24 protein-coding genes are annotated in these 24,124 nt (G+C 36.6%); 13 read left to right on the top strand and 11 right to left on the bottom strand.

Annotated elements, in window-relative coordinates:
* Nucleotides 1-66: 66 nt before the first annotated feature.
* Nucleotides 67-1,170, bottom strand: coding sequence for an LIC11274 family protein (locus tag CH354_RS02505; protein WP_243395931.1), 1,104 nt, complete (start codon nucleotides 1,168-1,170; stop codon nucleotides 67-69).
* 151 nt (nucleotides 1,171-1,321) lie between these two features.
* Here CH354_RS02505 and CH354_RS02510 point away from each other — a divergent pair, with 151 nt between their 5' ends.
* From CH354_RS02510 to CH354_RS02545, 8 genes are all read left to right on the top strand, one after another.
* Nucleotides 1,322-2,200, top strand: coding sequence for a DUF2225 domain-containing protein (locus CH354_RS02510; protein WP_100726119.1), 879 nt, complete (start codon nucleotides 1,322-1,324; stop codon nucleotides 2,198-2,200).
* Between the two features lie 4 nt (nucleotides 2,201-2,204).
* Entirely contained in the window at nucleotides 2,205-2,999 is a 795-nt protein-coding gene (gene truA, locus CH354_RS02515) for a tRNA pseudouridine(38-40) synthase TruA (RefSeq protein WP_100715736.1), read from the top strand.
* Nucleotides 2,971-3,609: a hypothetical protein gene (locus CH354_RS02520; RefSeq protein ID WP_100715737.1), complete on the top strand. Its 639-nt coding sequence runs from the start codon at nucleotides 2,971-2,973 to the stop codon at nucleotides 3,607-3,609. Before truA ends, CH354_RS02520 begins: the two co-directional genes overlap by 29 nt.
* Nucleotides 3,609-4,916 carry an LIC11270 family surface protein gene (locus tag CH354_RS02525; RefSeq protein WP_100726118.1) on the top strand — a complete coding sequence of 436 codons (1,308 nt, stop codon included), beginning with the start codon at nucleotides 3,609-3,611 and terminating at the stop codon, nucleotides 4,914-4,916. The genes CH354_RS02520 and CH354_RS02525 overlap by 1 nt, the downstream gene beginning before the upstream one ends.
* A gap of 77 nt (nucleotides 4,917-4,993) precedes the next feature.
* Nucleotides 4,994-6,847, top strand: a complete 1,854-nt coding sequence (locus CH354_RS02530) for an adenylate/guanylate cyclase domain-containing protein (protein ID WP_100726117.1) — start codon at nucleotides 4,994-4,996, stop codon at nucleotides 6,845-6,847.
* Nucleotides 6,844-8,745 carry a FecR domain-containing protein gene (locus CH354_RS02535; RefSeq protein ID WP_100726116.1) on the top strand — a complete coding sequence of 634 codons (1,902 nt, stop codon included), beginning with the start codon at nucleotides 6,844-6,846 and terminating at the stop codon, nucleotides 8,743-8,745. The genes CH354_RS02530 and CH354_RS02535 overlap by 4 nt, the downstream gene beginning before the upstream one ends.
* A complete protein-coding gene (locus tag CH354_RS02540; protein WP_100726115.1) occupies nucleotides 8,742-9,851 on the top strand; it encodes a hypothetical protein in 1,110 nt (369 codons plus the stop codon). Before CH354_RS02535 ends, CH354_RS02540 begins: the two co-directional genes overlap by 4 nt.
* A 51-nt stretch (nucleotides 9,852-9,902) precedes the next feature.
* A complete protein-coding gene (locus CH354_RS02545; protein WP_100726425.1) occupies nucleotides 9,903-10,499 on the top strand; it encodes a hypothetical protein in 597 nt (198 codons plus the stop codon).
* On the opposite strand, the gene CH354_RS02550 is transcribed toward CH354_RS02545, so the two are convergent.
* From CH354_RS02550 to CH354_RS02560, 3 genes are read right to left on the bottom strand one after another with little or no spacing between them, the layout of a single operon-like run.
* Complete coding sequence (locus CH354_RS02550; RefSeq protein ID WP_100726114.1) at nucleotides 10,472-11,569, bottom strand: DUF1574 domain-containing protein; 1,098 nt, start codon at nucleotides 11,567-11,569, stop codon at nucleotides 10,472-10,474. The genes CH354_RS02545 and CH354_RS02550 overlap by 28 nt on opposite strands.
* A gap of 9 nt (nucleotides 11,570-11,578) precedes the next feature.
* Nucleotides 11,579-13,057: an MBOAT family O-acyltransferase gene (locus tag CH354_RS02555; protein WP_100715743.1), complete on the bottom strand. Its 1,479-nt coding sequence runs from the start codon at nucleotides 13,055-13,057 to the stop codon at nucleotides 11,579-11,581.
* Between the two features lies 1 nt (nucleotide 13,058).
* The gene (locus CH354_RS02560; protein ID WP_265373234.1) at nucleotides 13,059-13,559 is read right to left on the bottom strand and encodes an NYN domain-containing protein; all 501 of its coding nucleotides are present in this window, start codon (nucleotides 13,557-13,559) and stop codon (nucleotides 13,059-13,061) included.
* 51 nt (nucleotides 13,560-13,610) lie between these two features.
* Here CH354_RS02560 and CH354_RS02565 point away from each other — a divergent pair, with 51 nt between their 5' ends.
* Both CH354_RS02565 and CH354_RS02570 read left to right on the top strand, forming a co-directional pair.
* Entirely contained in the window at nucleotides 13,611-14,363 is a 753-nt protein-coding gene (locus tag CH354_RS02565; protein ID WP_100715745.1) for an SDR family NAD(P)-dependent oxidoreductase, read from the top strand.
* 1 nt (nucleotide 14,364) lies between these two features.
* A complete protein-coding gene (locus CH354_RS02570; RefSeq protein WP_100715746.1) occupies nucleotides 14,365-15,804 on the top strand; it encodes an FAD-binding oxidoreductase in 1,440 nt (479 codons plus the stop codon).
* A gap of 48 nt (nucleotides 15,805-15,852) precedes the next feature.
* Here the strand turns inward: CH354_RS02570 and CH354_RS02575 are convergent, their stop codons facing one another.
* The 7 genes from CH354_RS02575 to CH354_RS02605 form a co-directional block, all read right to left on the bottom strand.
* Nucleotides 15,853-16,989, bottom strand: coding sequence for an LptF/LptG family permease (locus CH354_RS02575; protein ID WP_100715747.1), 1,137 nt, complete (start codon nucleotides 16,987-16,989; stop codon nucleotides 15,853-15,855).
* A complete protein-coding gene (locus CH354_RS02580; RefSeq protein ID WP_100726112.1) occupies nucleotides 16,986-18,269 on the bottom strand; it encodes a PP2C family protein-serine/threonine phosphatase in 1,284 nt (427 codons plus the stop codon). The genes CH354_RS02575 and CH354_RS02580 overlap by 4 nt, the downstream gene beginning before the upstream one ends.
* Entirely contained in the window at nucleotides 18,266-18,691 is a 426-nt protein-coding gene (locus CH354_RS02585) for an acyl-CoA thioesterase (RefSeq protein ID WP_100715749.1), read from the bottom strand. Before CH354_RS02585 ends, CH354_RS02580 begins: the two co-directional genes overlap by 4 nt.
* 5 nt (nucleotides 18,692-18,696) lie before the next feature.
* The gene (gene pbpC / locus CH354_RS02590) at nucleotides 18,697-20,769 is read right to left on the bottom strand and encodes a penicillin-binding protein 1C (RefSeq protein WP_322113206.1); all 2,073 of its coding nucleotides are present in this window, start codon (nucleotides 20,767-20,769) and stop codon (nucleotides 18,697-18,699) included.
* Nucleotides 20,770-20,910: 141 nt separating this feature from the next.
* Entirely contained in the window at nucleotides 20,911-21,525 is a 615-nt protein-coding gene (locus CH354_RS02595; RefSeq protein ID WP_100726111.1) for an RsmD family RNA methyltransferase, read from the bottom strand.
* A complete protein-coding gene (locus tag CH354_RS02600) occupies nucleotides 21,526-22,005 on the bottom strand; it encodes a tol-pal system YbgF family protein (RefSeq protein WP_238760442.1) in 480 nt (159 codons plus the stop codon).
* Nucleotides 22,006-22,054: 49 nt separating this feature from the next.
* Nucleotides 22,055-22,234 carry a hypothetical protein gene (locus CH354_RS02605; RefSeq protein WP_100715752.1) on the bottom strand — a complete coding sequence of 60 codons (180 nt, stop codon included), beginning with the start codon at nucleotides 22,232-22,234 and terminating at the stop codon, nucleotides 22,055-22,057.
* Nucleotides 22,235-22,304: 70 nt separating this feature from the next.
* Between CH354_RS02605 and CH354_RS02610 the strand changes: the two genes are divergently transcribed.
* The 3 genes from CH354_RS02610 to CH354_RS02620 are packed head-to-tail and all read left to right on the top strand — an operon-like array spanning nucleotide 22,305 to nucleotide 24,098.
* Complete coding sequence (locus CH354_RS02610) at nucleotides 22,305-23,321, top strand: hypothetical protein (protein WP_243395934.1); 1,017 nt, start codon at nucleotides 22,305-22,307, stop codon at nucleotides 23,319-23,321.
* Complete coding sequence (locus CH354_RS02615) at nucleotides 23,318-23,701, top strand: hypothetical protein (protein WP_100726108.1); 384 nt, start codon at nucleotides 23,318-23,320, stop codon at nucleotides 23,699-23,701. Before CH354_RS02610 ends, CH354_RS02615 begins: the two co-directional genes overlap by 4 nt.
* Nucleotides 23,685-24,098: a SufE family protein gene (locus CH354_RS02620; protein WP_100715754.1), complete on the top strand. Its 414-nt coding sequence runs from the start codon at nucleotides 23,685-23,687 to the stop codon at nucleotides 24,096-24,098. The genes CH354_RS02615 and CH354_RS02620 overlap by 17 nt, the downstream gene beginning before the upstream one ends.
* Nucleotides 24,099-24,124: the final 26 nt, after the last annotated feature.

The raw sequence follows: 24,124 nt of genomic DNA on the forward strand, positions 1-24,124 counted from the left end.
GGATATAAAAAAGCCCAAGAAATTTCTTGGGCTCATGCATTCGGAAACAGTGTTAGATATTGTTTCTTATTGTTGCGGAGAGGTAGTGCTTCCTTGGGCTGGTTTCGCAGGCACATTCAGAGCTTTTTTACGTTCTTGGTCGTATTTCATGAACACCATATTATTGGAATCCAACTCATAGACACGACCTCTTACATCTGCATGGTCCACACGGTATTCTTCCGGCACTCTTACATCAAACATCGCTTGGAGTCGATTGTCATATTTGATATAAGGGTTTTTTGTGAAATCATAAGTTACTCCATCAATTTTAACTGGTTGGCCTTCTACAGTTGCACCCGTTTCATCTTTGGATGCTTCTGTTTTTGCTTGTGAGTTATTGAGGTAATAGTTATCATAAGGGTATTTTAATTTATAGATATTGATCGCATTGGCTTTCGAATCACGAGCCAAGTTGATCGCACCAAAATACATATCAATTCGATACTTTCTATGTGTTGGTTGCAGTTTTTGGTGTTTCTCAAGATTTTTTTCCACCTTTAACGCATTGGCTCTTGCTTCTTTTGCAAGTCCTAAGTGTTTGTAACCAAGTTCCATATTTTTTTCAATATCGTATTTATTGTAACTATAATGTGCTTCTTTTGGATCGTACATCCTTCTTTGGTAAGGTGCTTCACGTGGAAGATCCATCACATCTTGGCGGAAGTAAGATCCTTTTCCATACTCAATGGAAATATCAAGCAGTGCTTTGTCCATTGGGTTGTTTGGATTTTTGCGTTCCATTGCCGTTTTCATCATTTCTTCAGCACGGAGGATGTACAACTGGGAAAGTTCTTCTGTCATTTTTTCAATTCCCAATTGGCATTCTAGGAACCTTTGGTAGGCAGAGGAAAAATTACCTTCAAAATGGTATTGTAACCCTTCTTGGTAAATGCGTTTGGCTTCTAAGTATTTTTTCATACGGAAGCCTTCTTTTCCTTCTGGAGCATTGAGCTCTGTTGGTTTTCCTTCCGCATCTTCACCACGAAAGTTTTTGACGATTGGCTCAAGCTCACGGAGGTAAGTCAAAAGCTCGATACGTTTTTGATAGGATTTACTAGAGACTGATTCTGCAAACATAGGTGCTTGCATCACGAGGCTCATCATGAGAATAAGAAGGGATTGTTTCATTGCTCTGCCATTCATTCCGTTTCCGTACTTTCCTTCGTTAGAAGAATCTTACAAGTAATTTCAGGGTGTCCCCTGTGAGTATTATCGGAGATTTATGATATTGGATTGACAGATTGTATTTTAAAATTGAGCCTTTTCCTAGATTTTTCCTATGTCCCAAGCCGCCGCCCAGTCAAAAAAAGTATCTTTTCGTGCCAAAGAGTCTACAGCTTGTCCGATTTGTGATGAAAATCACCAAAAGGAGCAGATGTTCCAGGGGGGAGGAAGGCTCATCGCTGGGAAATTAGCCCAAGATTTACGCCGTTTGTATGAAAAAAATAAAAAATTTGGTCGTGTGAGTCCTCTGGATTATGTCATGACTGTCTGTCCTCGTTGCCTCTATTCTTCCTTTCCCAAAGATTGGAACGCACTAAACCCAGCAGACAACGAAGCCATTCGAATGGCAACTGACGCTCGCCGTAGTTTTATCGAAAAAATCCTTGGATCTCTTGATTTCACACAGGACCGCCAAATTGTGTTAGGTGCCGCATCCTATTTACTTGGTATGGATTGTTACCAATTACGAGGTGTGAGTGTTGCCCCTACTCCTAAAAAAGCAGTTTGTGCGATACGGGCCGCTTGGTATTTTTCTGACTTACATGATGAATTTCCAAATTTAGGGTATGACAAAATCAGAGACTTACTCTACCAAAAAGCTGCTGTGATTTATGGTTACACATTAGAACTCATGCAGAATGGAAATGAACCTGTTGACCAAGCGGCAGGTATGCTTGGACCTGATACAGATAACAACTGGGGATTTGACGGTGTTATTTATCTAAATGCTTTCCTTACAAAAAAATTCAAGGACCAAATGGCTCCCAAACCAGAAGACCAGGTTTTACTTCTATCCCGTGCTAAAAGAACACTTGCTAGGTTGTACGGTTCAGGAAAAGCAAGTAAAGGAAAACCAGGCCCAATTGTCGAAATGACACGCGAATTGTACGACGAATACAATGCGATTCTAGAAGAAATGGGAGGCGAGAAGTAAGGGTTTGCCCAATTACGCACTTCTTGTCGAATATGATGGCACCTATTTTTATGGGTGGCAAAAACAAAAAGACCTACCTACCGTCCAGTTTTCGATCGAATCTGCACTTGAGATCATCTTAAGAAGGAATCCCGCTTCACGTCTGTCAGTTGCTGGAAGAACAGATACTGGTGTACACGCGCTTGGTATGGTTTGTAATTTTAAAACAGAATTTCCAATTCCCAATTTTCACAAATTATTAGTTTCACTCAATGCTTTAACTCCAAAAGCTGTTTCGATTAAAAATGTTGTCGAAGTACCACCCGAATTCCATGCAAGGTTCAGTTGTACGGGCCGAGAGTATATATATAAATTATACTATAGTAAATATGAAAGTAGTTTCATAGAAGGCCGTGCGTATTGGGTGAAACACCATATTGATTGGGATTTGGTCCAAAAACAATTAGATGTCTTAGTAGGCGAAAAAGATTTCCGATCCCTGGCAAAAGCAAAATCGATGTCCGGGAAACGATCCATCCGGGAGATTTTGGCCATCAATTTGGAACAATTGACTCCCGATTGGTACCAAATCCGGATCCGGGCCAACGGATTTATGCACAATATGGTGCGAATTACGGTTGGAACTTTACTGGACATCGGAAAGGGACGTTGGGAATCTAGATCCATAGACTCCATATTGGAAGAAAAGAACCGTTCGCGAGCAGGGATGACTCTCCCGCCGGATGGACTCTATTTTGTCCGTGCGTATTACGAAGATCATCCGGAAATTCATGAATTGTACAAAATCTCTCTTCCTTAGTATCCTTTTATCACTCACTCTTTTTTCTGGACTGCTCTCCGCTCAAACCCTAGAAGAGTACAACAAACGCCGGTATGAGATCGGTGGTTGGGTGGGAGCGGCAAACCCAATGCCTGGAACACCAACTGTCCGTGTCCTTGAAACGACACTTGGTGGTGGATTTTATGCAAGAATGCCATGGCCATGGATCTTTTACACCGAAGTGGGTGGTTCTTATGCGGTATTTTTATCCCGCTCGGAAAGAGCACTTACAGCAATGCCTTTATATGCTGCCCTTGCCTATAAAATCCCACTTGAACTTCCCATTCAATTTTTTCTAAAAGGTGGTGGTGGTTCGTCTTACGTTGTGGCACGTCCTGCCGATACGGCTCGTTGGAACCCAACCGCCTTTGCTGGGTTAGAAGCTAGTTTTATTGCTGGTCGTAGAATTCGAATTGGGGTACGATTGGATTATTATAAGATTTTTGAAACCCAAATGGACATTCCCAACCAATACCGTTATCCTTTAGCAAGCCCATATGATGATCCACGTTTACAAAATCCTTCGAATTATACCCTACAAAACGTTGATTTTTTCTATTTTGGTCTAACAGTAGGAGTATTGTTCTAATGAAATCTAAATTCCTACATGCTTGTTTTTTGATTCTTGCAGTATCCATACTAATTGACTGCAAAACCAAACTTGATTTAGGTGATGAGACCAAACTTCCTGTTATTTCAACACTCTTCAATAATAGAATGTTACTCCTCCTAAAAGGTACGTATGCCACAGACAATCCACTCGATTGGACTGAGTTGAATAACGGAACTGGAGATTTGTATGTTGATTCCCAAGGAGAAGGTCTCGATCCAACGATGACTTTAACCAGTGTTCCCAAAGCTGGTAATTTACCCATCTTCTTGGACATAGGGGAAGTTAGAATTTCCAGTAAGTACTTAAAAGGTTTAAATGAATTAACACAAATTAGAGATACGGTAGACTCAAATAAATTTTGGGATTACATTGCCCCCAACCGACAAGTATTTTGTACCATCACTTACTCATTTGATAACAACACTTGTACAGAAAGTAACGGTATTCTGAAGGCAAATGATTTTTTCAATGGGATTGGTGCCCAATTTCCTTCAAATGATCCTTCATCCGAAACTCTGAGTTGGGAACAAGCATATTCATCTGGCCAACCTTGGTTAGGAAGAGAATACTATTATGCTGCTATCTATTTTAGATCACTTGTGACTGGTTTTGCATTAGATGCGGGAATTCCAGTGAGAGGAAGATTCGATAATAGAACAATTGTGAATGGATTAAATATTGTTCCAAGAAATAATTACGTAGCTGGTACAACCACTGCCGAAAAAAGTAATATCGTTCCAAAATTATTCCCTGCATTGTTCACTCAATTGCCAACACAATCGGTTCAGTCAGATATGAGGATTCGTGATGGATTTGATCCATATATTTTAGAAGTCAGAGTTAACTTAAAAGAAAACTTGATGTTACATTCTTACACATCAAGTAGATCAACGACTGTTACATATGTTGGAGTGAGTGATATTTTTTCCGATCACAAAGGTGAAGGTGATGCTGGTGGAAATATATTAACTAGAGCAAGAGTCATTTACCCAGAAGTTGCTTCTAGTTTAACGATCAGTGGTGGAGGGAATTCTCTTTTACATTATTATGGGATTTTCCGTTTCCAAGAAACAGAATACCTCAATGTATTACCTCTTGCTGCAACTCCCGCAAAACAAAATGCAAAGATCAAATACTTAAATCCAGGAACCTATAAGGTTGTCTGTTTGGGAGATTTGTCAAAAAGAGACGGATATCCTGATACGGTTGTAAGAGAAACCGCTTTTACGATTCCTGATTATCCATTCCGACAGACATATGATGTTGCTTTGTCCTGCCCTTAGGAAAAAAATAGTTTCTTACTTCAATTTTACTTTTTCTCCCTAGAGTTTTCGAATGAATTGGTAAAAGTACCAATGTCATGAAAACGATTTTGATCAAACTAAGAGACTTTTTCGGGAATGAATCAAATACACCTGGCGAATTCCAATTCCCGATTCGTTACAAACTGCTGTTAATCACTTCGATTGTACTTTTGATTTCGATGTCTGGAGTGATTTTTCTTGCTTCTTATTTTTTTCGCAAAGATAGTGAAGTAAGAGTAAAAGAAAACAATATCAAAATCAATGAAATCCTTTCCTTAAAAGTAAAATCTGACTTACACTCTATCAAACAAGATGTACACATTACAGCTTCAGCTGTATTAAGAAGTACACAATCAGCAAATAGCATTGCAAAAGAACTTTTTGAAGAAGATCAAAACTTTGTATTTATTGGTGCATTTGATTCTAGTTTTAATCCAAAATTTGAAGTCGTAAATGATCAATTTTTAGAAAAGTATGATTATCAAAAGACGGAAGTCAAAAGTATCATCAAAAACATCCAACCTAAACTGAGAAAATCATTTAGCGGAACAACTCTTATATGGAACATCAGTCCATTTTTTCGCAATCCCATCTTATGTATTAGTTTTCCTTTATCAGAAACCAAAGACACACATACCATTCTCGTTACATTAGTGAAGTTGGATAGTTTATTGGATGCATTTCAAACTTCTGGTCCTGTTGAAACTTTTTTAGTCAGTGAAGATGGAAGTGTTCTTGCTCACCCTGATGCAAAAGTAGTTCTTTCTGGTATCAATCTAAATGATTTGCCGATTGTAGATCGAATGAAAAAGTCAACGGTAGATAATGGACAATTTCGTTATGAAAACAAAGATGGAGAGTCTTACCTTGCAGCCTTTAAAAAATTAGGATTTGGTGGGGTTGGTGTAATCTCACAAGTTCGTGAATCAAAAATATTCGAAGAAGTAAATAATATCCAAAAACGTAACGTATACTTACTCATTGTTTCATTATCTCTCTCTTTTATTGTTGTTTATATCTTTGCAAAATCACTCTCCACTCCCATTCTAAAATTGGTAGATGCCTCCGAAGAAATTAGAAATGGCAATTACCATATCACTCTACATGCGACAACTCATGACGAAATTGGAACTCTCACAAAATCATTCGTTAGCATGGGTCGTGGATTAGAAGAAAGAGAAAAATTAAAAGATTCATTCGGGCGATTCGTTAACCAAGATATTGCCGAACTTGCCGCCAAAGGGAAGTTATCGATTGGTGGTAAAAAAAAGTATTGCACCATCTTTTTTTCCGATATCCGCAGTTTTACTGCTATCTCCGAAAAACTACAACCAGAAGAAGTGGTTGAGTTCTTAAACCAATACATGACAGAAATGGTTAAATGTGTTCAGGAAACGGGTGGCACAGTAGATAAATTTATTGGTGATGCAATCATGGCAACTTGGGGAGCCCTTCGTGATCACAAGGATCATGCAATTGCTTCTGTCGAAGCAGCTTTACGAATGCGTGACAAATTAATTGAGTTTAATCAAAATAGAGGTTCCGCGAAAAAACCGATCATTAAAATTGGATGTGGCATTAACACAGGATATGTGATCGCTGGTCAAATCGGAAGTTCCGACAAAATGGAATACACTGTCATTGGAGATTCAGTGAACCTTGCTTCCAGAGTTGAGTCATTTAACAAAGAAACTCATACCGATATTCTAATTACAGAATCCACCTACCATGAAGTAAAATCAGAGTTTAATGTGGTCAGTATGGGAGAAATTGAATTTAAAGGGAAATCCAAAGCCCAAAAAGTGTATGCAGTTTTGGGTAAAAAATCAGATGTGAATGCTCCTAAAAATTTGGTTGAGTTACAAAAATTAGTAGGAATTGAAGTCACTTCCAAAAAGGGAAAAAAATGAATTTAGACAAACGAGATTCATTTGTTCTACTGAGCCTAACAAGTATCGCATTATTTTTTAGCGTATTATTTTACTTAGATCTGAATCGGAAAATTGATATTGGTGATCGTGAAGTTGTAGGTACTATTTTTTTTAAAAACAATATAGTCCAACGTAAATTTGAAGATGAAGTCATTTGGGAAAAACTGGAAAACAATAGTCCACTCATCAATAAAGATACCATCCGTTCGGAAGCATTTTCTGATGCCATCATACGTTTAAAAGATGGAACGGAGATCAACATTGATGAAAATTCAATGTTTAACTTAGATTTAACGGGTGAAGACCCAAACTTAGAATTTTCAGAAGGCTCTTTACAAGTAAAAAAGAATGATTCCAACGCGAATCAAATTAAAATCACTAGTTCAGGTAACGAAATCAATGTCGATTCTGGAAATGTCAAAATTGAAAGAGCAAAAGACCAAGAGTTAAGCCTTTTTGTGGAAAAAGGCAAAACGACTGTCAAACAAAACGGTAAAGCCTTAGAAGTAGAACAAGGCAAAAAAGCAGAATTTAAAAAAAGTGGAATTGAGATCAAAAAAATTCCAGTCGTACTCATCTCACCTCCTTCCCAAAAATTATTTTACGCAGAACCTGATGAAGTGAATGTATCTTTCACTTGGAAAATGGAATCAGGTTATGATTCGCCGATTTTAGAAATCTCAAGATCTCCCAATTTTAAACTTAGGTTTTTTTCGGAACCAGTTCCTGACGACAAATCTGTTGTTAGCTTAAAGGAAGGAACATTTTATTGGCGAATCAAAGTCAAAAATCAAAAATCAAACAGTATAGAAGCAAGTGAAACAAATAAACTTTTTGTTTCAAAATTAGAATCGTTTGTGGGAGAATCACCGAATCATGGAATGGTAATTCCCTTTGTACAATTATATCCTTTGGTAACTGTCTCTTGGACAAAATTGACAACCGCAAATTCTTATCTCTTTTTTCTATCTGATAACAATAGTTTTCAAAATCCAATCAAACGTATGGAAACTTCTGCGAATCAAATTTCATTCGATGATTTAAAGGAAGGAACATATTATTGGAAGGTAATTGCAAAATCTTCGTTTCCTGATACCAAAGACCGAGAAACAAAAGTTTATTCCTTCTCCATTAAAAAACAAAACACAATCCCAGCACCCAAATGGCAAAGACCAAATCCAGGTGCTGAAATTAGTTTAGAAGAAATTAAATTAAACCAAGCCATCTTAATTTGGGAAGGGAATGCAGAAATTCAATCTTATCATGTTAAAATTGCAAAGGATTCCAAACTTTCGAATGTAGTGATTGATACCGAAACAAAATCGAATTTTTTAGTTCCCAATTGGAATCAACTTGGGTTGGGGCAATTATTTGTTACCATCACTGGTAAAACAAAGGAAGGAAAGGAAACAGAACCATCCGCTATCCTTAGTTTTACGATCATAGACAAAAAGAAAAAACAAGAAGTGATTGTAAATAGTGAAGAAAATAAAAATCAATCTTCGCAAGAAACAAAATTAGAAATTCTTTCACCAAATGGATCTGTTGTCCAAATGAAAGGAAAATCGAGTTTAGATTTCCATTGGAAGTTGAGTGGTATCACTGCTGACAAATTTGATTTGGTATTGTACCAACATTTCCCTGATAAAAAAATTGCAATTTATAAAACTAGCACAAAAGAACCCCATTACCAACTAAAAGATTTAAGCGTATTGGATGAAGGGAGTTTTTCATGGGATTTAAGTGTTTATAAAAATGGAAACTTTGTTTTGTCTCGCAAAGGAAATTTCATTTTGGCATTGGACCAATTAAAATCACTAAAGCCAACTGATATTGAATTTATCTCTCCGAAAAGACTCTATAAAGAAAAAAAATGATTCGATATAACTTCAAAATATTTGTTATACTTTTTTTGTTTGTTTCCTCTTTGTTATCACAAGAAGGAACGAAACTCATTGCTTGGAAACCCATCGCCGATGCAAATGGATACCAAATTCAAATTAAAGACAAATCAGGAAAGTTGATCCTGGATAAAAAAATCGATACCGCTTATCATTCGATAGAAGAGTTACCTTCTGGAATTTACATGGTACGCACTGCTCCTCTCAATTTGTTCAAAAAACCTGCTGTTTGGTCAGTATGGAAAGATCTTGAGATCATCATTTCGGAACCTCCTCAAATTGTGAAAGAAGTTGAAAAACCAATCATACTTCCAAAAACCGAATCCAAAAAAGAAAAAACAATCTCTCCGATTACAATTGAAGGAGAACATTTCTTAGAAGCCACAAAGGTGGATTTAAGTAAAAAAGACGACCAACTACCAATAGTTAGTAAAGAAGTTAAGTCATCCGAACGAATTGAATTAAAAGTTGATACAACAGAAGCAAAAACTGGTCCTTATGATTTAACTGTCACTAATCCTTACCAAAAACCCAAAGTAGTGAAAAATTTTGTGCAAGTGGAAGTTCCTAAATCGGAAACAAAACAAGAAAACCTTGAAGAAATCAAAAAGAACGAAAGAGTGAAAACTGTTCCAGAATCTACAATTCAAGTTTCAAATATCCAAACAAACAATGGTAACAATTCAAACACTCAGAAACAAAAAGTAATTCTTCCAAAGGGAAAACCATTTCGAGATTTTTCGTATGAAGAAATGATGTTGTTTTTAGAATCAGATGTTGCAGTGAATTGTAAAAACACAAAAATACCAGCATTCACTTTAAGCGAATGTCACAAAACATACGTTATATTAAATTTTTCAAGTGAAGACAATCAATCTGTTTTTGAATTTTACAAATTAGTTAGCGAAAACGAAACCAATCGAATCAGCGCCTACCGATACTTTTCAAGTCATTGTAATCCAAAATTCAGACCTGCCATCGAAAGGATGGAACTCCAATGGAAAAATAGAACCAATTTGGATCCAGAAGAACGCCAATCACTGGCGGAAGAATTGCCAAAATTTCGTTCTTGTTCGAGATAAAATAGATATCTTTTGCTTGTAATGAATTTATTTTTTAGTCCAATGAAGGTAATGAGATATTCGTTTTATCTACTCCTCGGAATTTGTTTTTTAAGTTTGCAAACTTTACATTCCGAACCTTCAGTCCTAAGCCAAAATGTGAAGGAAATAACCACTCGCATCCAAGACCTAGCACTCTACCCCACCCTTTCGAAAAAAAGGCTTTATGGTGCGGTTGCAAAAGGTGGCGCAATTCGATTTGATCTGAAAGCCGGAGAATCTTCCCCTCAATCCATTGGAATCGGTGTAGCAACTGATGGTAAATTGAAAGAATGGGTATTAACAGTTTATTCTGGAAATGGACAAAATGAAAATTCGACAATCTTACGTAAGGAGAGAATCGAAGGAGAGTCCCAGTGGGTATTTGAATTACTCGCTCCACCGGATGAAATCACCATCGAAATCCAAAATGCCAATTCAGAAACACCAGTGGCAGTCGTAGAGATCATTCATGGTTATTATTATGGTTATTCTGTTGATAAGGAAAATCACAACAAACCACAATCCCAAAATCCTACAAAACCCAACCCAACAGAACCGGAAAAACTCTCTCCGAATGACATTCAGAATCGTACTGAATTTTACCGAGCTCCCATCACCAAAGATTGATTTAGGTTTCTAAAAATATAGTCAGTGTAATCATTATAACACGATGGTGACATGTGACCTGCATCGCTAAACTCGTTGCAGGTGTATGTAGGATCATCATTCATATTCCAAAATGGTATACCATTTTGTTTGTGATACTCCACGATACGCGGATACCAATCTTCATAAACAGTTCCCACTTTATTTTCTGCTACTGATACTTTTAAATGCCTTATATGATCCATATAGGGCAAAGATAACCTAACCCAAATGACTGCAGATGGAACATTCAATTGTTTTGCTAATTGTAAGGATTGGTCTGTGAAACTAAGTATATTCTCAGAAAATCGAAATGGAACTAGATAAGAATGAAAATCACCAATTGCTGATTTTTTTAATAATTCTGGTGGAAGGACTGCCTGGTGTGTCCCTGGAGTCATTGCGGATCCCTTCCCCTTTTTCAAATTTGCCATAAGGTTATTACGCAAACTTCTATAAGGATATAATAAGGTGTCTTTATTTTTGGCTCTTGTGATGATAACTTCCAATTTAGGACGGTATTGATATGCACGGAACATACGTTTTGCGATTAGAGTTGATATATCATCTGTTGAAAATCTGGAAAAATGTTTTAATACAAATGAAACATTTAGGCCATTGGTTAAGGTTTCATCTACCTTTAAAGTGGCAGTAGAGTTAAACATTTCTACAGAATGATCGAATAAAAAGAAGTCCGGTTTTACTTCATCTTTTGCAAACTGCTCCATCCATTGTAAAACATAATCTGGTTTCCCACCAGGAACAGAAAAATTAAACATTACCCAACCAGGGTACTTTTTATGAATGTATTCGTTATCAAAAAGTAGAGCTCTTGAATTTCCAAAATAAACAATTACTTTGTCTCTATCTTTAAGTTTAAGGTATTCTTTTAAGTCTTCGTATAATTCGTTTTTTTGGATGTAATTGATATCTGATAAAGATTTTGAAAAATAAGTATGAACATTTTCTAAAACCAGTAATTTATCTAAACAAAACGTTAAAAAAACAACTAAAAATGGGACTAACAAATATCGATTTCGTATTAAATCCACAGTTTCCCCCTAAAAGCGATAATAGATAAACTCGCCACCATCTTGTGATAATGTGGCTAACAAAAAGATTGTAATGATACCAAGTGTTGGAACCAACCAAACATCATGTTTACGAATTTTTTCCCAAAATTCAGGAAAGTATTGTAGATGATGAAAAAACAATACAGCAAACGAAGTATAGAATATACGTTCCAAGTTTTCAATATGTAAGTATTTAAAAGAAGAACCTTCACCTAATAAAGAAGTAGCAGAAACTAACCAATGATTGGAACTGCCATCTAACAATCGCTCTAGACTATGAGAAAAATGTGTGAAAATTCCATAAAAATGATCCAGCATATTTGTTGCATTGTTGGAACGAAACATAAGCCCTGAAATGGAAAATAAAACAAAAACAATCATTGCTTTCAGAACGATTAAAACTTTGTTTTTTTCAGGAGTTAATTTGAGACCTAATTTCCCTTCTAAAAATCGTTCACCGGCTAAAATTACACCCCAATAGAATCCCCAACAGATAAAGGTATAATCAGCACCATGCCAAAACCCACCCAATGTCATAATGATAATTAAATTGAGATATGTTCTGAGTTCACCTTTCTTTGATCCACCTAACGGGAAATAAATATAATCACGTAACCAAAAAGAAAGTGTGATATGCCATCTTTTCCATAACTCCCGCCCTGATGTTGAGAAAAAAGGTGCTTTAAAGTTTTCAGGAGTTTCGAATCCTAAGTACAATGCAACTGACCTCGCCATATCGGTAAGACCTGAAAAGTCACTGAATACCTGGATGGAATAACAAATTCCTGCAATGAACAATGAAAAAGAATCATAATCTGACGGAGAATTAAATACAGGTGAAATTGTAAGAGACATTGGATCAGCAACTAACACTTTTTTAACGAGACCGGACATCATCAAATACGATGCTCGATACATCTTTTCTTTGCTAGGTGTGAGTTTGTCTAAATTTGGAAAAAAATCTGACATACGCATGATTGGTCCTGCAATTAACACAGGAAAAAATGCGACAAACAAGAAGTAGTCTTCCACTTTCACAGTGGGAAGATTGGGATTTCGATATGTGTCAACTGCTGCTGCAATGACTTGGAAGGTATAAAAACTGATCGCAAGTGGAAGAGCAATGTGGATTAGGTTTGGAACTTGTTGGAAAAAAGGATAACTTGTTAGGTCAGCTAGAACCTTACTAAAGAAGTAAACGTATTTAAAAAAACCTAAATTGATCAAGTTGAGAGAAACTGTGAGACCCACCCAAAACCGAGTCGGAGTCGATTGGATCTTACGATACAGAAGGTAATTGATCGTTATGACAACGAGGAAGTGAACCGTGAGTGCCAAAGAAAAATATGCATAAAAGCAAATCCCGGCAAAAAGAAGAAAACCCTTACGATATTCTTTGGGGATGGCCCAATAAAAAAGGTAAACGAAAGAAAAGAAGATTAAAAATGGTATTGAATTGAACAACATATCAAGGAAGGAATTGTCTCTCCCAGTAATCGCTTTCCGAACTAGGTGTCAATCCTTCTTTCAGGTGGTTAAATTCAGTTTCATCCACCTCTGTTTCCCGTTTGACCCATTCCGCATAAAACTCTTCAGAAGTTTTACGTTTTGCCCGTAACCTTCTTGCATAACTCAAAATCTCTTTGTCTGATGTTACCACCAAACATTGAGAAGGTACTTGACAATAGTTTAAATACCCAATGATGAGTTCGTCCGCTTTTTTTTCATGACTATAATGAATGGAAAAACCTTCCCACTCCTCAGAATAACATTCTGAAAGTAACTCCTTCTTTCCGTCAAAGAAGACAAGAACTTTGCGTAGGCCCAGGTCTGGAAAATGGCGTTTTAAATGAACGAGTAAACCAATCCTTGCATCTTGGAGGCGGTATTCCCCCAAACAAAATGCCAGGTCGGGAAATTTATACATCAAATTCATCCCGTCGATCAGGATTCTCTCATTTACGGGCACAACCCTATTGAAACCACTTGCCAGATTCGATTAAACCAAAAAAACGTAAACATGGGGAAAAAAATAATCGTCGTCGGTGCCTCGAGTGGGATCGGAAAAGCCATTGCTGAACAAGAATTGAACGCTGGGTCCTCCGTGGTCCTTTTAGCGAGAAGGGAAAAATCCCTAGAGTCCATTGCCAAAAAAGCCAATTCTTCCAAAGAGAAACGAGCCTTCCCTTTGGTCTTTGATGTGACTAAATTTCAAACTGCAGAAAAAACCTTCCAAAAAGCAGTCTCGCTCCTTGGTGGTGTGGACGAAGTGTATTTTGCCTCTGGTGTGATGCCGGAGATTGGTAAGGAAGAATACAACGTGGCAAAAGACTTGGAAATGTTAAATGTGAACCTTCTAGGAGCTGTTGCCTTTTTAAATCCTGTTGCTACTTTTTTTACCAAACAAAAATCGGGAAAGATTATTGGAATCTCTTCCATTGCAGGGGAAAGAGGAAGAAAGGGAAATCCTGTTTATAACACTTCCAAAGCAGGCCTCAATACTTATTTAGAAGCACTTCGAAATCGTCTATCAGAAGTAAATGTCCAAGTAACAACGATTAAACCAGGGTTTGTCAAAACAGAAATGACAGATGGTTTAGTTTTACCTGAAAAAGGTTTACTCAAGGCAATTACTGCGGATGAAGCAGCAGAAAAAATTCGTGCCATCGTTGCGAGTGGCAAAGACGAAGCTTTTGTTCCTGGTATTTGGGCTCTTGTTGCTCTTATCATTCGAAACATTCCCAACTTTATTTTCAAAAAACTGAGTATCTAATATGGTTACAAAAAAAACAAAATCCATCCCTAATATAAAAGTCCCAATGAAAGAAAAGGTGGAAGCATGGGGAATGAGTTCATTTTCCATGTCACCTGTCTTTCGACCAGAAACCGAAGAAGAGATCAAAGAACTTTTTATTTGGGCAAATCAAACAGGCACCAAAGTAGCGTTACGTGGTGGTGGATGTAGTTACGGTGATGCTTCAACCAATACGGATGGAATTGTTTTAGATTTAACTCGTTTTAATAAAGTATTAGATTTTAACTTAAAATCGGGTGTCATGACCGTTCAATCTGGAGCTCGTATCAAAGACCTTTGGGAAACAGGGATCGAAAATGGATTTTGGCCACCTGTTGTTTCTGGAACAATGATGCCAACACTCGGTGGTGCCCTTTCCATGAACATTCATGGAAAAAATAATTTTAAAGTGGGAACCATTGGCGAACACATCAAAGAATTTACCTTTTTAACAGCAAAAGGTGATATCCTAGAATGTTCTCCTAAAAAAAATTCGGATCTATTTTATTCTGCAATTTCCGGCTTTGGAATGTTAGGTTGTTTTTTGACAGTTCAAATCAAAATGAAACCGATTTATTCAGGTAAGATGAAAATTGATCCAGTGTATGTGCGAAACTTCGATGAACTATTTGCCTATTTTGAAGAACACTACAAAACCGCAGATTATTTGGTAGGTTGGATTGATGCATTTGCTTCTGGAAAATCTTTAGGCCGTGGCCAAATCCATAAAGCAACCAATTTAAAAGCGGGAGAAGACCCAGATTTTCCTGGGAATTGTTTGTTAGAAAGACAACACCTTCCTTCCCGTTTGTTCTATGTGATTCCTAAAAAATGGATGTGGATCCTTATGCGCCCATTCAGTTTTAATTTTGGAATGCGCATGATTAATTTAGCAAAATGTATCGCAAGTATTTTGGTAAACAACAAAGCGTATTACCAAGGTCATGCGGAGTACGCTTTTTTACTAGACTATGTTCCGAATTGGAAATTTGTCTATAAACCTGGATCGATGATCCAATACCAAGTGTTCATTCCCAAAGAAAACGCAAAACAAGCGTTCAGTGAAATATTCACAAAATGCCAAGAACGTGGTATTGTGAATTACCTATCCGTTTTCAAAAAACACAAACCAGATCCATTCCTTCTCACACATGCTGTAGATGGATTTTCAATGGCGATGGATTTCCCTGTCACAAAAGGGAATCGTGAAAAACTTTGGTCTCTCTGTTATGAACTCGATGAGATTGTCTTAAAACACAAAGGGAGATTCTATTTTGCAAAAGATTCAACTCTCCGCAAACGTGTGATGGAGTCATATTTTCCAAAAGACAATTTAAAAAAGTTTTATTCTTTAAAGAAAAAGTATGACCCAAAAGGAATTTTACAAACTGATTTGTACAAACGAGTGTTTTTAAGTTAAACTACGAATGGAAGTAGTGTTTGTTTCCAAACTCACACTACTTCTAATTTAAATGTTCATCCTTCGGTAAAGAAAATAAGCTGCGTAAGTGAAAATAACAGGTGTGATCCACATCCCAATCCAAATCGGCAATGCCCCATTTTCTGCTAACGTTTTAGCAGTTGAATTTAGAATATAATATAACAACACTACTGCAATTGTAAGTCCAAGGCTTGCAACACCTGCCGAACGTTTGGTGATCGCACCAGCAAGTGCACCAAGTGTTACAACCACAAAGGACATAAGCGGCATCGCAAATGCCATATGTTGTTGTACAATCACATTCCGAAAAGGAATCCCTTTTGTAATTCGAGATTCAATTTCGTCTGCAAGTTCAAAAAAATTCATTTCCTCTGGATTTCGAACTGGTTTAGAAAAGTAAGCTAAGTCTTCTGGAAAATCATATGTTTTTTCTGCATATTTGGTTCTTGATACCAATTCTAAATTTTCATTGAATCTAACTTCTTCTGCGTCATACAAAACCCAACTATGTGGATTTGGAATGAATTTTGCTTTTTGGGATGAGACTGTATAGGTTGGAAATCCATCAGGAGTGATTTCAATATAATTAAATCCTCCCTTCACTGTACTTTCCTTTTCATCAATCCAATATACGTAATAAAATCCTTTTTTACCTTTGATATGCAATTGGTAGACAAAATCGATCAATCGATTGGAACCTTTTGCCATAATGCTAAATTCAATTTGAGCTTTTTTATTTGCGGGAATCACAACCGTTTGCCCAAACAATGTCATAATAAGCCACATGGCGATTCCAAAAAATAAAATTGGTGTGATGATTCGAATGAAGGATACACCTGCTACCATCATTGCCACAAGTTCTTTGTTTACGCTAAATTGGCCTATGACAAAACAAACGGAAAACATGAGTGCAGGTGCAACTACTTGATCCACCATTGATGGTAAAGAATACAAAACATGTAAGTATACATGGGACTGATTCACTTTTGAAGAAACTAAATACTTCATCACATCTGTGAATTTATAAATGACAATCATCGACGTTAACATGATCAGTGTGCCAATGAAAGTTTTGAAAAAATCAAAAAATAAATATCTGTCGAGAGTTCGAAAAGGAATAAACTCTCGTTTGAACCAGAGAAACGGTGTTAAAATAAGGTTCATTGTATTTCCAATAATAACATACTCATATCATCCGAAATTCGTTTTGCAGAAAATGACATTGAGTCTTCATAAATAGCATTTAAAAATTCATCACCTTTTTTGTCAGAATGATTTTTGATGGAATCAAACAAATGTTCTTCACCATAAATCTCACCTGATTCGTCAAATACCTCCAAAATTCCATCGGAATACAACAAAATCCTGTCTCCGGATCCAAGTGTGATTTGGTAGTTTTTTAAGCTTGGTTTGAGAAAGGAAACAATCAGTGTTCCTAGTCCTTCTAAAAACTTTGGTCCATTTTCTTTTTGGATATGAATGATCGGTGGATGACCTGCAATCGAATATTTGATTTCTTTTGTTTCTAAATCGACAAACAGTACACAGGCACTAATATGATTGTTTGGTACTAAACTTTGTAGATCATCATGAATGGCTTTCAAACATTCTGATGGTTGGATTTGGTTCCCATGAATTTTAAATGCCAAAACAGCCATCGCTGACACCATCGCAGATGCAATTCCATGCCCCGATACATCAGCAAAAAATAATGCCATTTTACCATCTTCTCTTTCAAAGTAACTGATCGCATCACCACCCACTTGGTCAAAGGAACGAAAAAAAGAATAAAATTTAATCCCCTTTTTTTTGGGCCACTCGGTTGTAACTAAGTTTGATTGGGTTTCATTTGCTAATTCCAATTCACTTAACATTCTGTCCTGGAATTTTTTAAGTTGGGATTCTGAGCTTCTTAATTTTTCAACTGAACTAAGTCGTATATTGAGTGTTAGGTATGAAACTAAGGCAGGTGTTATGATTGCAGATAAATATAAAGATAGGTCTACTTGGTGATCCTTTGTATAAATTCCAACCAATATCCCAAAGGAAGTAACAGTCCCCAAATAGGATACAAGGGAACGTCTATCCACAAAACTCACACCAATACAAGAGAGAACCAAAATCATTCCGATCAAATAACCGATGTATAAAGAATTCCAATACAATAAGATTAAGGAATGAGCACTCATTGTATAAAAAAATACTAACATAATGGATTGGATATTTTTTCGTACCCAACTTACAAAATAGGTAGCAACAAAAAATGATATCGTAATGGAGGCATGGATCACACGAATCCACTTAGGGTCATATAATCCTAATTCCTCTACGGGAGCAAAGATACCAAAACCGATAAAACTAGAAAATACAATTAGACAGATCCTAGAGATTTTTAGAACCTCATCATCTAATTTGAATCGATCTTGTATTGATTGTAACATCATACCAAATTAGAATTTCCAAATTTTGTTTTGAAATGTTCCGGTAATGCGGAAGGTTTTTGTATTGTGAAATCAAACCATACAAAGGATGCGTTCCCAGTTAAAACACATTCATTTTCTTCATTCCACATGGAACAAATCACTGAGAATGCTCGGGATGAAATAGCACTTACTTCAAGAGTGATTTCCAAAGTGGCAGGGAATACAACTTGTTTTCGATAATCCATATCCAAATGGGTGAGTACTGGACCTGCTTTTACAGGTTTTAATGGAGAATCCCATAATCCTTCTTTTGTAAAGTAGTCAGCCCTAGCAGACTCAAAGTAACGAACGTAGGTGACATTGTTGACATGGCCAAAAGCATCCATCTCTCCCCAGACCACTTGTTGCGTGAATTTATGTTTGTACTTAGATGGTTTTGACATGAATGTTACCGAACTTCAAATAAAGATAAGGATACAACCTTTTGATCTTTGTCTTTGATTTCCAATCGATACTCTCCTTTTTTTGGCTCCCAGAGATATGGTTCTTTTGCATACGCAAGAAAGACATCGTTTAAATGATAAGAATACGAAACATCGTAGGAACTGATTGTAAAGAGGATTTTTTGCCGACCATTCGGAATATCAGGATCCAATGCAAAAATACTCCCACTCACAGGTGTCAAAATTCGAAATGATTTTGTTTTCTCAATTTGATGTTCATTAGACGAAAAAATTTCAAGATTCAGCTCCATCTCTGACGCATTGGTTTCTTCGATAGGATGTAATTTTGAACTGAGTGATTCATGTAGTAAATCCATCGTTTCTCGCCAAACAGGTGCTGCACCAGTGATACCAGAAACATCTAACATTGGACTTCCAGTGGGATTTCCAACCCATACTCCTACAGTATAATGTTCTGAATATCCAATACACCAATTATCTCGCATATCTTGGCTTGTACCGGTTTTTACCGCCGTAAAATAAGAGGTGGATAAAAAATTATCCCACCCAAATCCGAGAGACCTTGCCTCTCTGTCTGATAAAATTTCAGAAATCATATAACTTACCCTTTCAGAAAAAATTCTTTTTTGGATTCGGTTAGTTGCATCTTTTTTCCATTGGATTTGAGAATAAATACCTGCATTTGCAAACATTCGATATGCATTGGTAAGTTCTAATAAACTAATGTCTGCTGCACCCAATGCAAGAGATGGACCATAAAACTCAGGGTATTGTAATCCTTGGATTCCAAGATTTTCTAAAAGGGATACAAATTCATTTACATCTAAAAAAGACAAAGCTCGAATCGCAGGAATATTTAATGATGATGCCAAACTTTCCCTGACGGTCACGTTTCCTTTATATGATTTGTCATAATTCAGAGGTCTATAAATACCTTGGTAAACAGGAATTCCTATGGGAGAATCAGATAAAATAGAATTGGGGGTGAGTTTTTTTTGTTCGAAATTAAGTGCATACACAAACGGCTTTAAGGTGGATCCTACTTGCCGTTTAGTACGTATTAAATCCAATTGAGAAACGGAACTTTCTTTCCCAATGTTTGGCACATAAACAATTACATTTCCCGTTTTGTTTTCTAAAACAATTACAGCACCATCTTTTACATTTCTATTTTCTAATGTTTTAATATTCCTTCTCAGGATTTCTTCAATTTTCTTTTGGTAAACAAAGGATAAAGAGGTTTCAATTTTTTGAATTTGCAATTGATTGTATTCACCTAGTTCGAACACAGATTTTGCATAAAGAGGGACATGGGAAGGTTGTTGTGGGTAATCTAAATTACGAAACAAACTCTCCCTAACAAAACGGGAAAGTTCCTCACAATCAGAAGTTTTCCCATCTCGTTCCCACTTAAGAGCACAAACTCGCTTAGATACTTTTTCAATGGGACTTTGTGGAGAACGAATTAATGCTGCAAGTAAATAGGCTTCATTCGGAGTGATCGATGAAACCGATTTTCGAAACAATCCTTTAGAAGCGGAAGCAATTCCTTTTAGTTCCCCACGAAAATAAATCAAATTTAGGTAAGCAGTTACGATTTCTTTTTTGTTCCAAATTGATTCTAATTCTATCACACGATTGATTTGTTTGAGTTTTTGGAAAATTGATTTCCTTTGGTTTTTCCTTGGTTGTAACTCTGGATCAAGAAGAGTAACAAGTTGCATTGATATGGTGGATGCCCCACGTATGGTAGAACCTCTTAACCCAGCAAAAAGGGAAGATAGGATTGCATTTCCGTCAACTCCACCATGTTCAAAAAATCGTTTATCTTCCGCATGGATGACCGAATCGATTAAAAATTTCGGGAATTCTTCATACTCTACCCACTCTTCTGATCGAAAATCTTTTCTAATGCGAAGGCGTTGGATGAGTTCATTTTTTCGATCATACAAACTGATGTCAGATGGTACGTAACTAGCTTTTACTTCCTGATACGTTGGAAGTGCCGATACAATCGTAGGGAATAAGAAAAATAGGATAACAAAGTATAGTCGTATCTGATTCTTTTGTTGGGAAAAAAAACTGAAAAATAACTTTATACGTAAGAATAGACCAACACAATCAAAATTTGCCGAGGCCACTTGGTGAAAATATGAGATCAATGTTTCCAATTCCACCCAACCATTTTCAACAAAAGATTACTCTTCCAAATTTTCCATGGATTCATAACCTGTTTCGATGATGAAATGACTTCCATACTCTCTGATTTTGTAAGGAACATTGACCCAAATGTTTTTTGTGGATTGGTGTTCAGGAATTTGACAAAGAATCAAAAATGGTTTATTTGTCGAAAGACAAAATTGGTATAAGTCTTCCAACATTTCTTTCATTCGCTTTGGTGTTTCCGACCAATAGGTGTAAGGTGGATCTAAGTAAAAAATATATGCTGATTCTTCTCCCAATTCCCACTTTAATGCATGTTTAGTGGCGTCCTTTCGAAACAATTGGACATTCGCTAGTCCACGAAATAAAGTATGTAAATTTCGAAATCTTGTTTGGTCTAATTCATATGTAAGAAGTCGTTTGACAGAAAGGCTATATGCCTCCGCCGAGATTTGCCCACTACCAGCAAAATAATCACAAAATAAAACTGATTCAAAACTAAGTCCCCAGGATAATAACCGTGAATCCATAAGGGAAAAAATTGCTTTTTTAACGAGGCTATTGGTAAAGTTAAGATGACCTGATACATCAGGTGGTGATGGTATTTCTTTTCCTTTCCACTTACCTTGTGAAACACGTAGACCTTTCATTTATTTTCCAACTGTTTTGATCTCTTCCAATTGGAGCAAAATATGTTTGGAAGGAGAGTTTGATTCAATTTCTGAAAAGACCTTCTTGGCTTCGGATTCGTTTTTTAAATCCATCAAACCAAGTCCATATAACAAAAGTGCATCATTGTATTTGGGACTTTGTTTTCCATTTTTTTGAAAATCCTTTCCCCATTCTATGAGTAAATCAGACTCTCCAAATACCAATGCTCTTTCCATAAACAAATAAACTGCATTCCAGTAATGTGGCGACAATCTAAAGTTAGGTGAATTTTCCTTACTTAAATTGGATTTGAGTTTTGACCAGTTTTCTTCTGTCGAAACATAGAGAAAAAAGATCCGCGGATCTTTTTCCGATTCTCGTCCATTTAAGTACTGGAGCGATTGTTTAGATACGAGAGAATAATTTCCTTTTTTGAATTCTGAATACAGAGTCGAAAATGAAGAAGAGTCGCTCCACAAAATGGACGGAACGACCAAAATACAAAAAAGAGAATGCGTAAAAGTCAATTTAAAGTTCGGTGATATTGGCTGATCCACACATTGGGCAGATCAATTCCCATGAATCGAGGTATTCATCCTCACCTTCGGCTTCCCAACGATGGTCACAGTCCTCACAAGCATACGTTACAACGTCTTCGTTTAGGCTTTCTGCATCGAATTCGTCATCATCTAAAAAATCATCTTCCATACCCTTCTCACTAAATCACAAAGAAAAAGCCGTGTCAAGTGGGGAGGGCAAAAAAAAATGGGAACAAACGATGGCGATTTACTCCCGGTACGAACCACATAGAAAGAAGAAATCAAAGGCACCGCTATTTTTATTGGTTTTAGCGCTTGGCCTCTCCGCTTTAGGGTTTGCCTATAGAAAAGAAATTTATTTTCTTTTTGCCAAAGACCAAAGTGTCAGAGCAGAAAAAACCAAAGAAAAAACAATCGAACTCTGGAAATCAGGGAATCTCAAAGAAAAAGAGATAGAAGACTTCCAGACCATTGCGACCAACTACTCTGAAAAAGACCCAACCGATCCTGTTGCATTTCATTTGATCGCAAGGAGTTTGTTTTGGAATTTAAATCGATTGGGAATCCAATTTGACCACGACAGTTTGATCTTACATTTAGGATCTCCATTTCGTGAATTCATAGGAAGTTCCGTTCTCGCCGAATCCACATTAGACTCTATCTTTTGGAACGCAAGGACTGCAGAATCTTATTCCTCCTCTCCCTTTACTGATTGGGAAAATAACCGCGTATTATTGTTCCTCGGAGAAACTCATCGTGGTGTAAAACGACCTCAAGTTTTAGTAGGAGAATATGGAAACATCGATCGTTCTAAATTATCTCCCGAACTACAAACTGTTTACATTTGGTTACTAACCTTTAATACGATGTTGGCTGGCGATGCAAATGGTCTCGATCATCTAATCACCATCACAAAAGATCCGAATTTTAAATTAGGAATTCAATTTTCTCCTAGAGAAGAAAACTTCTTACGAGGTCTTGGAAAGTATTATAAAAAGGATTATGTGGGAGCTTTATCTTTACTCAGACAGGCAAAAACCAATAATCCAGATACGATCACCGAAACTTCCATCATCACAGAAGCAACCATCTTCCACTTGCAAAATTTATCGCAGAAAGGAATTGATTTGTTGGAAGAGTTTTACCTTGCCACGGGCAAAAAAAATACAGAAATCCCAATCTTAATTTCCCAATTCATCAAAGAAAAACCAGGCCTGAAAACAAAACTTGATCTAAGTTTGGATAAAAAAGAATGAGATACAATGCATCCAGCTTACACTTGCTTGTTGTGATTTTAAGTTTCATCACAAGTATTGGTTGTGGACTTTTTTACAAAGGAGTCCCAAAACCTGGTGAATTTTGTTATGTACTTTCAAAACCACCTGAATGTTTGTTTGTCAATTTTGAAGAGAAAAAACTCATCTGGGAAAATGTTGAATATTCTTTGGAAGAAAAACTTCGAATGGATTATTTCTTTCATAAAAACGAAGATTTATTTGAACTAACTGTTGCTACAGTCAATAGAGTCGAAATTAAAAATTTATCTCGTTCTGGTTTTAATCAGTTCTACATGAGAAAAAAAGAAAAATTCACTGATATCCCAAAAGGAAGTTCTAATGATGAAACAAAACATTGAAGAAATCCAAAAAGAAATCATCTCTGAGTTTTCGGAACTGACTGATTGGGAAGAAAAATTCCAATACCTAATCGAGTTAGGTGAGGAATTACCAAAGTTTCCTGATGAAAAAAGAACAGAAGAATATTTAGTACCGGGATGCCAATCTCGGGTTTGGGTCGCACCAAGACTTACTGACGGGAAATTGGAGTTTGATGCAGATAGTGATACAGCACTTACGAAAGGACTCATTGCCATTCTCATACGAGTATTTTCAGGACAAAGTCCAGAAGATATAGCGAAAGCGTCACTTGGATTTATAGAAGAAGTTGGTCTTGCAAAGTTTTTATCGATCTCAAGACGGAATGGCCTTTTTTCTATGGTACAAAAACTAAAGGGGTATGCAGAAAAAGCATAACACTTCACTTTTTTCCTTTGCAAACT

The organism is Leptospira levettii (assembly GCF_002812085.1).
In the GTDB taxonomy this organism is placed as follows: domain Bacteria; phylum Spirochaetota; class Leptospiria; order Leptospirales; family Leptospiraceae; genus Leptospira_A; species Leptospira_A levettii.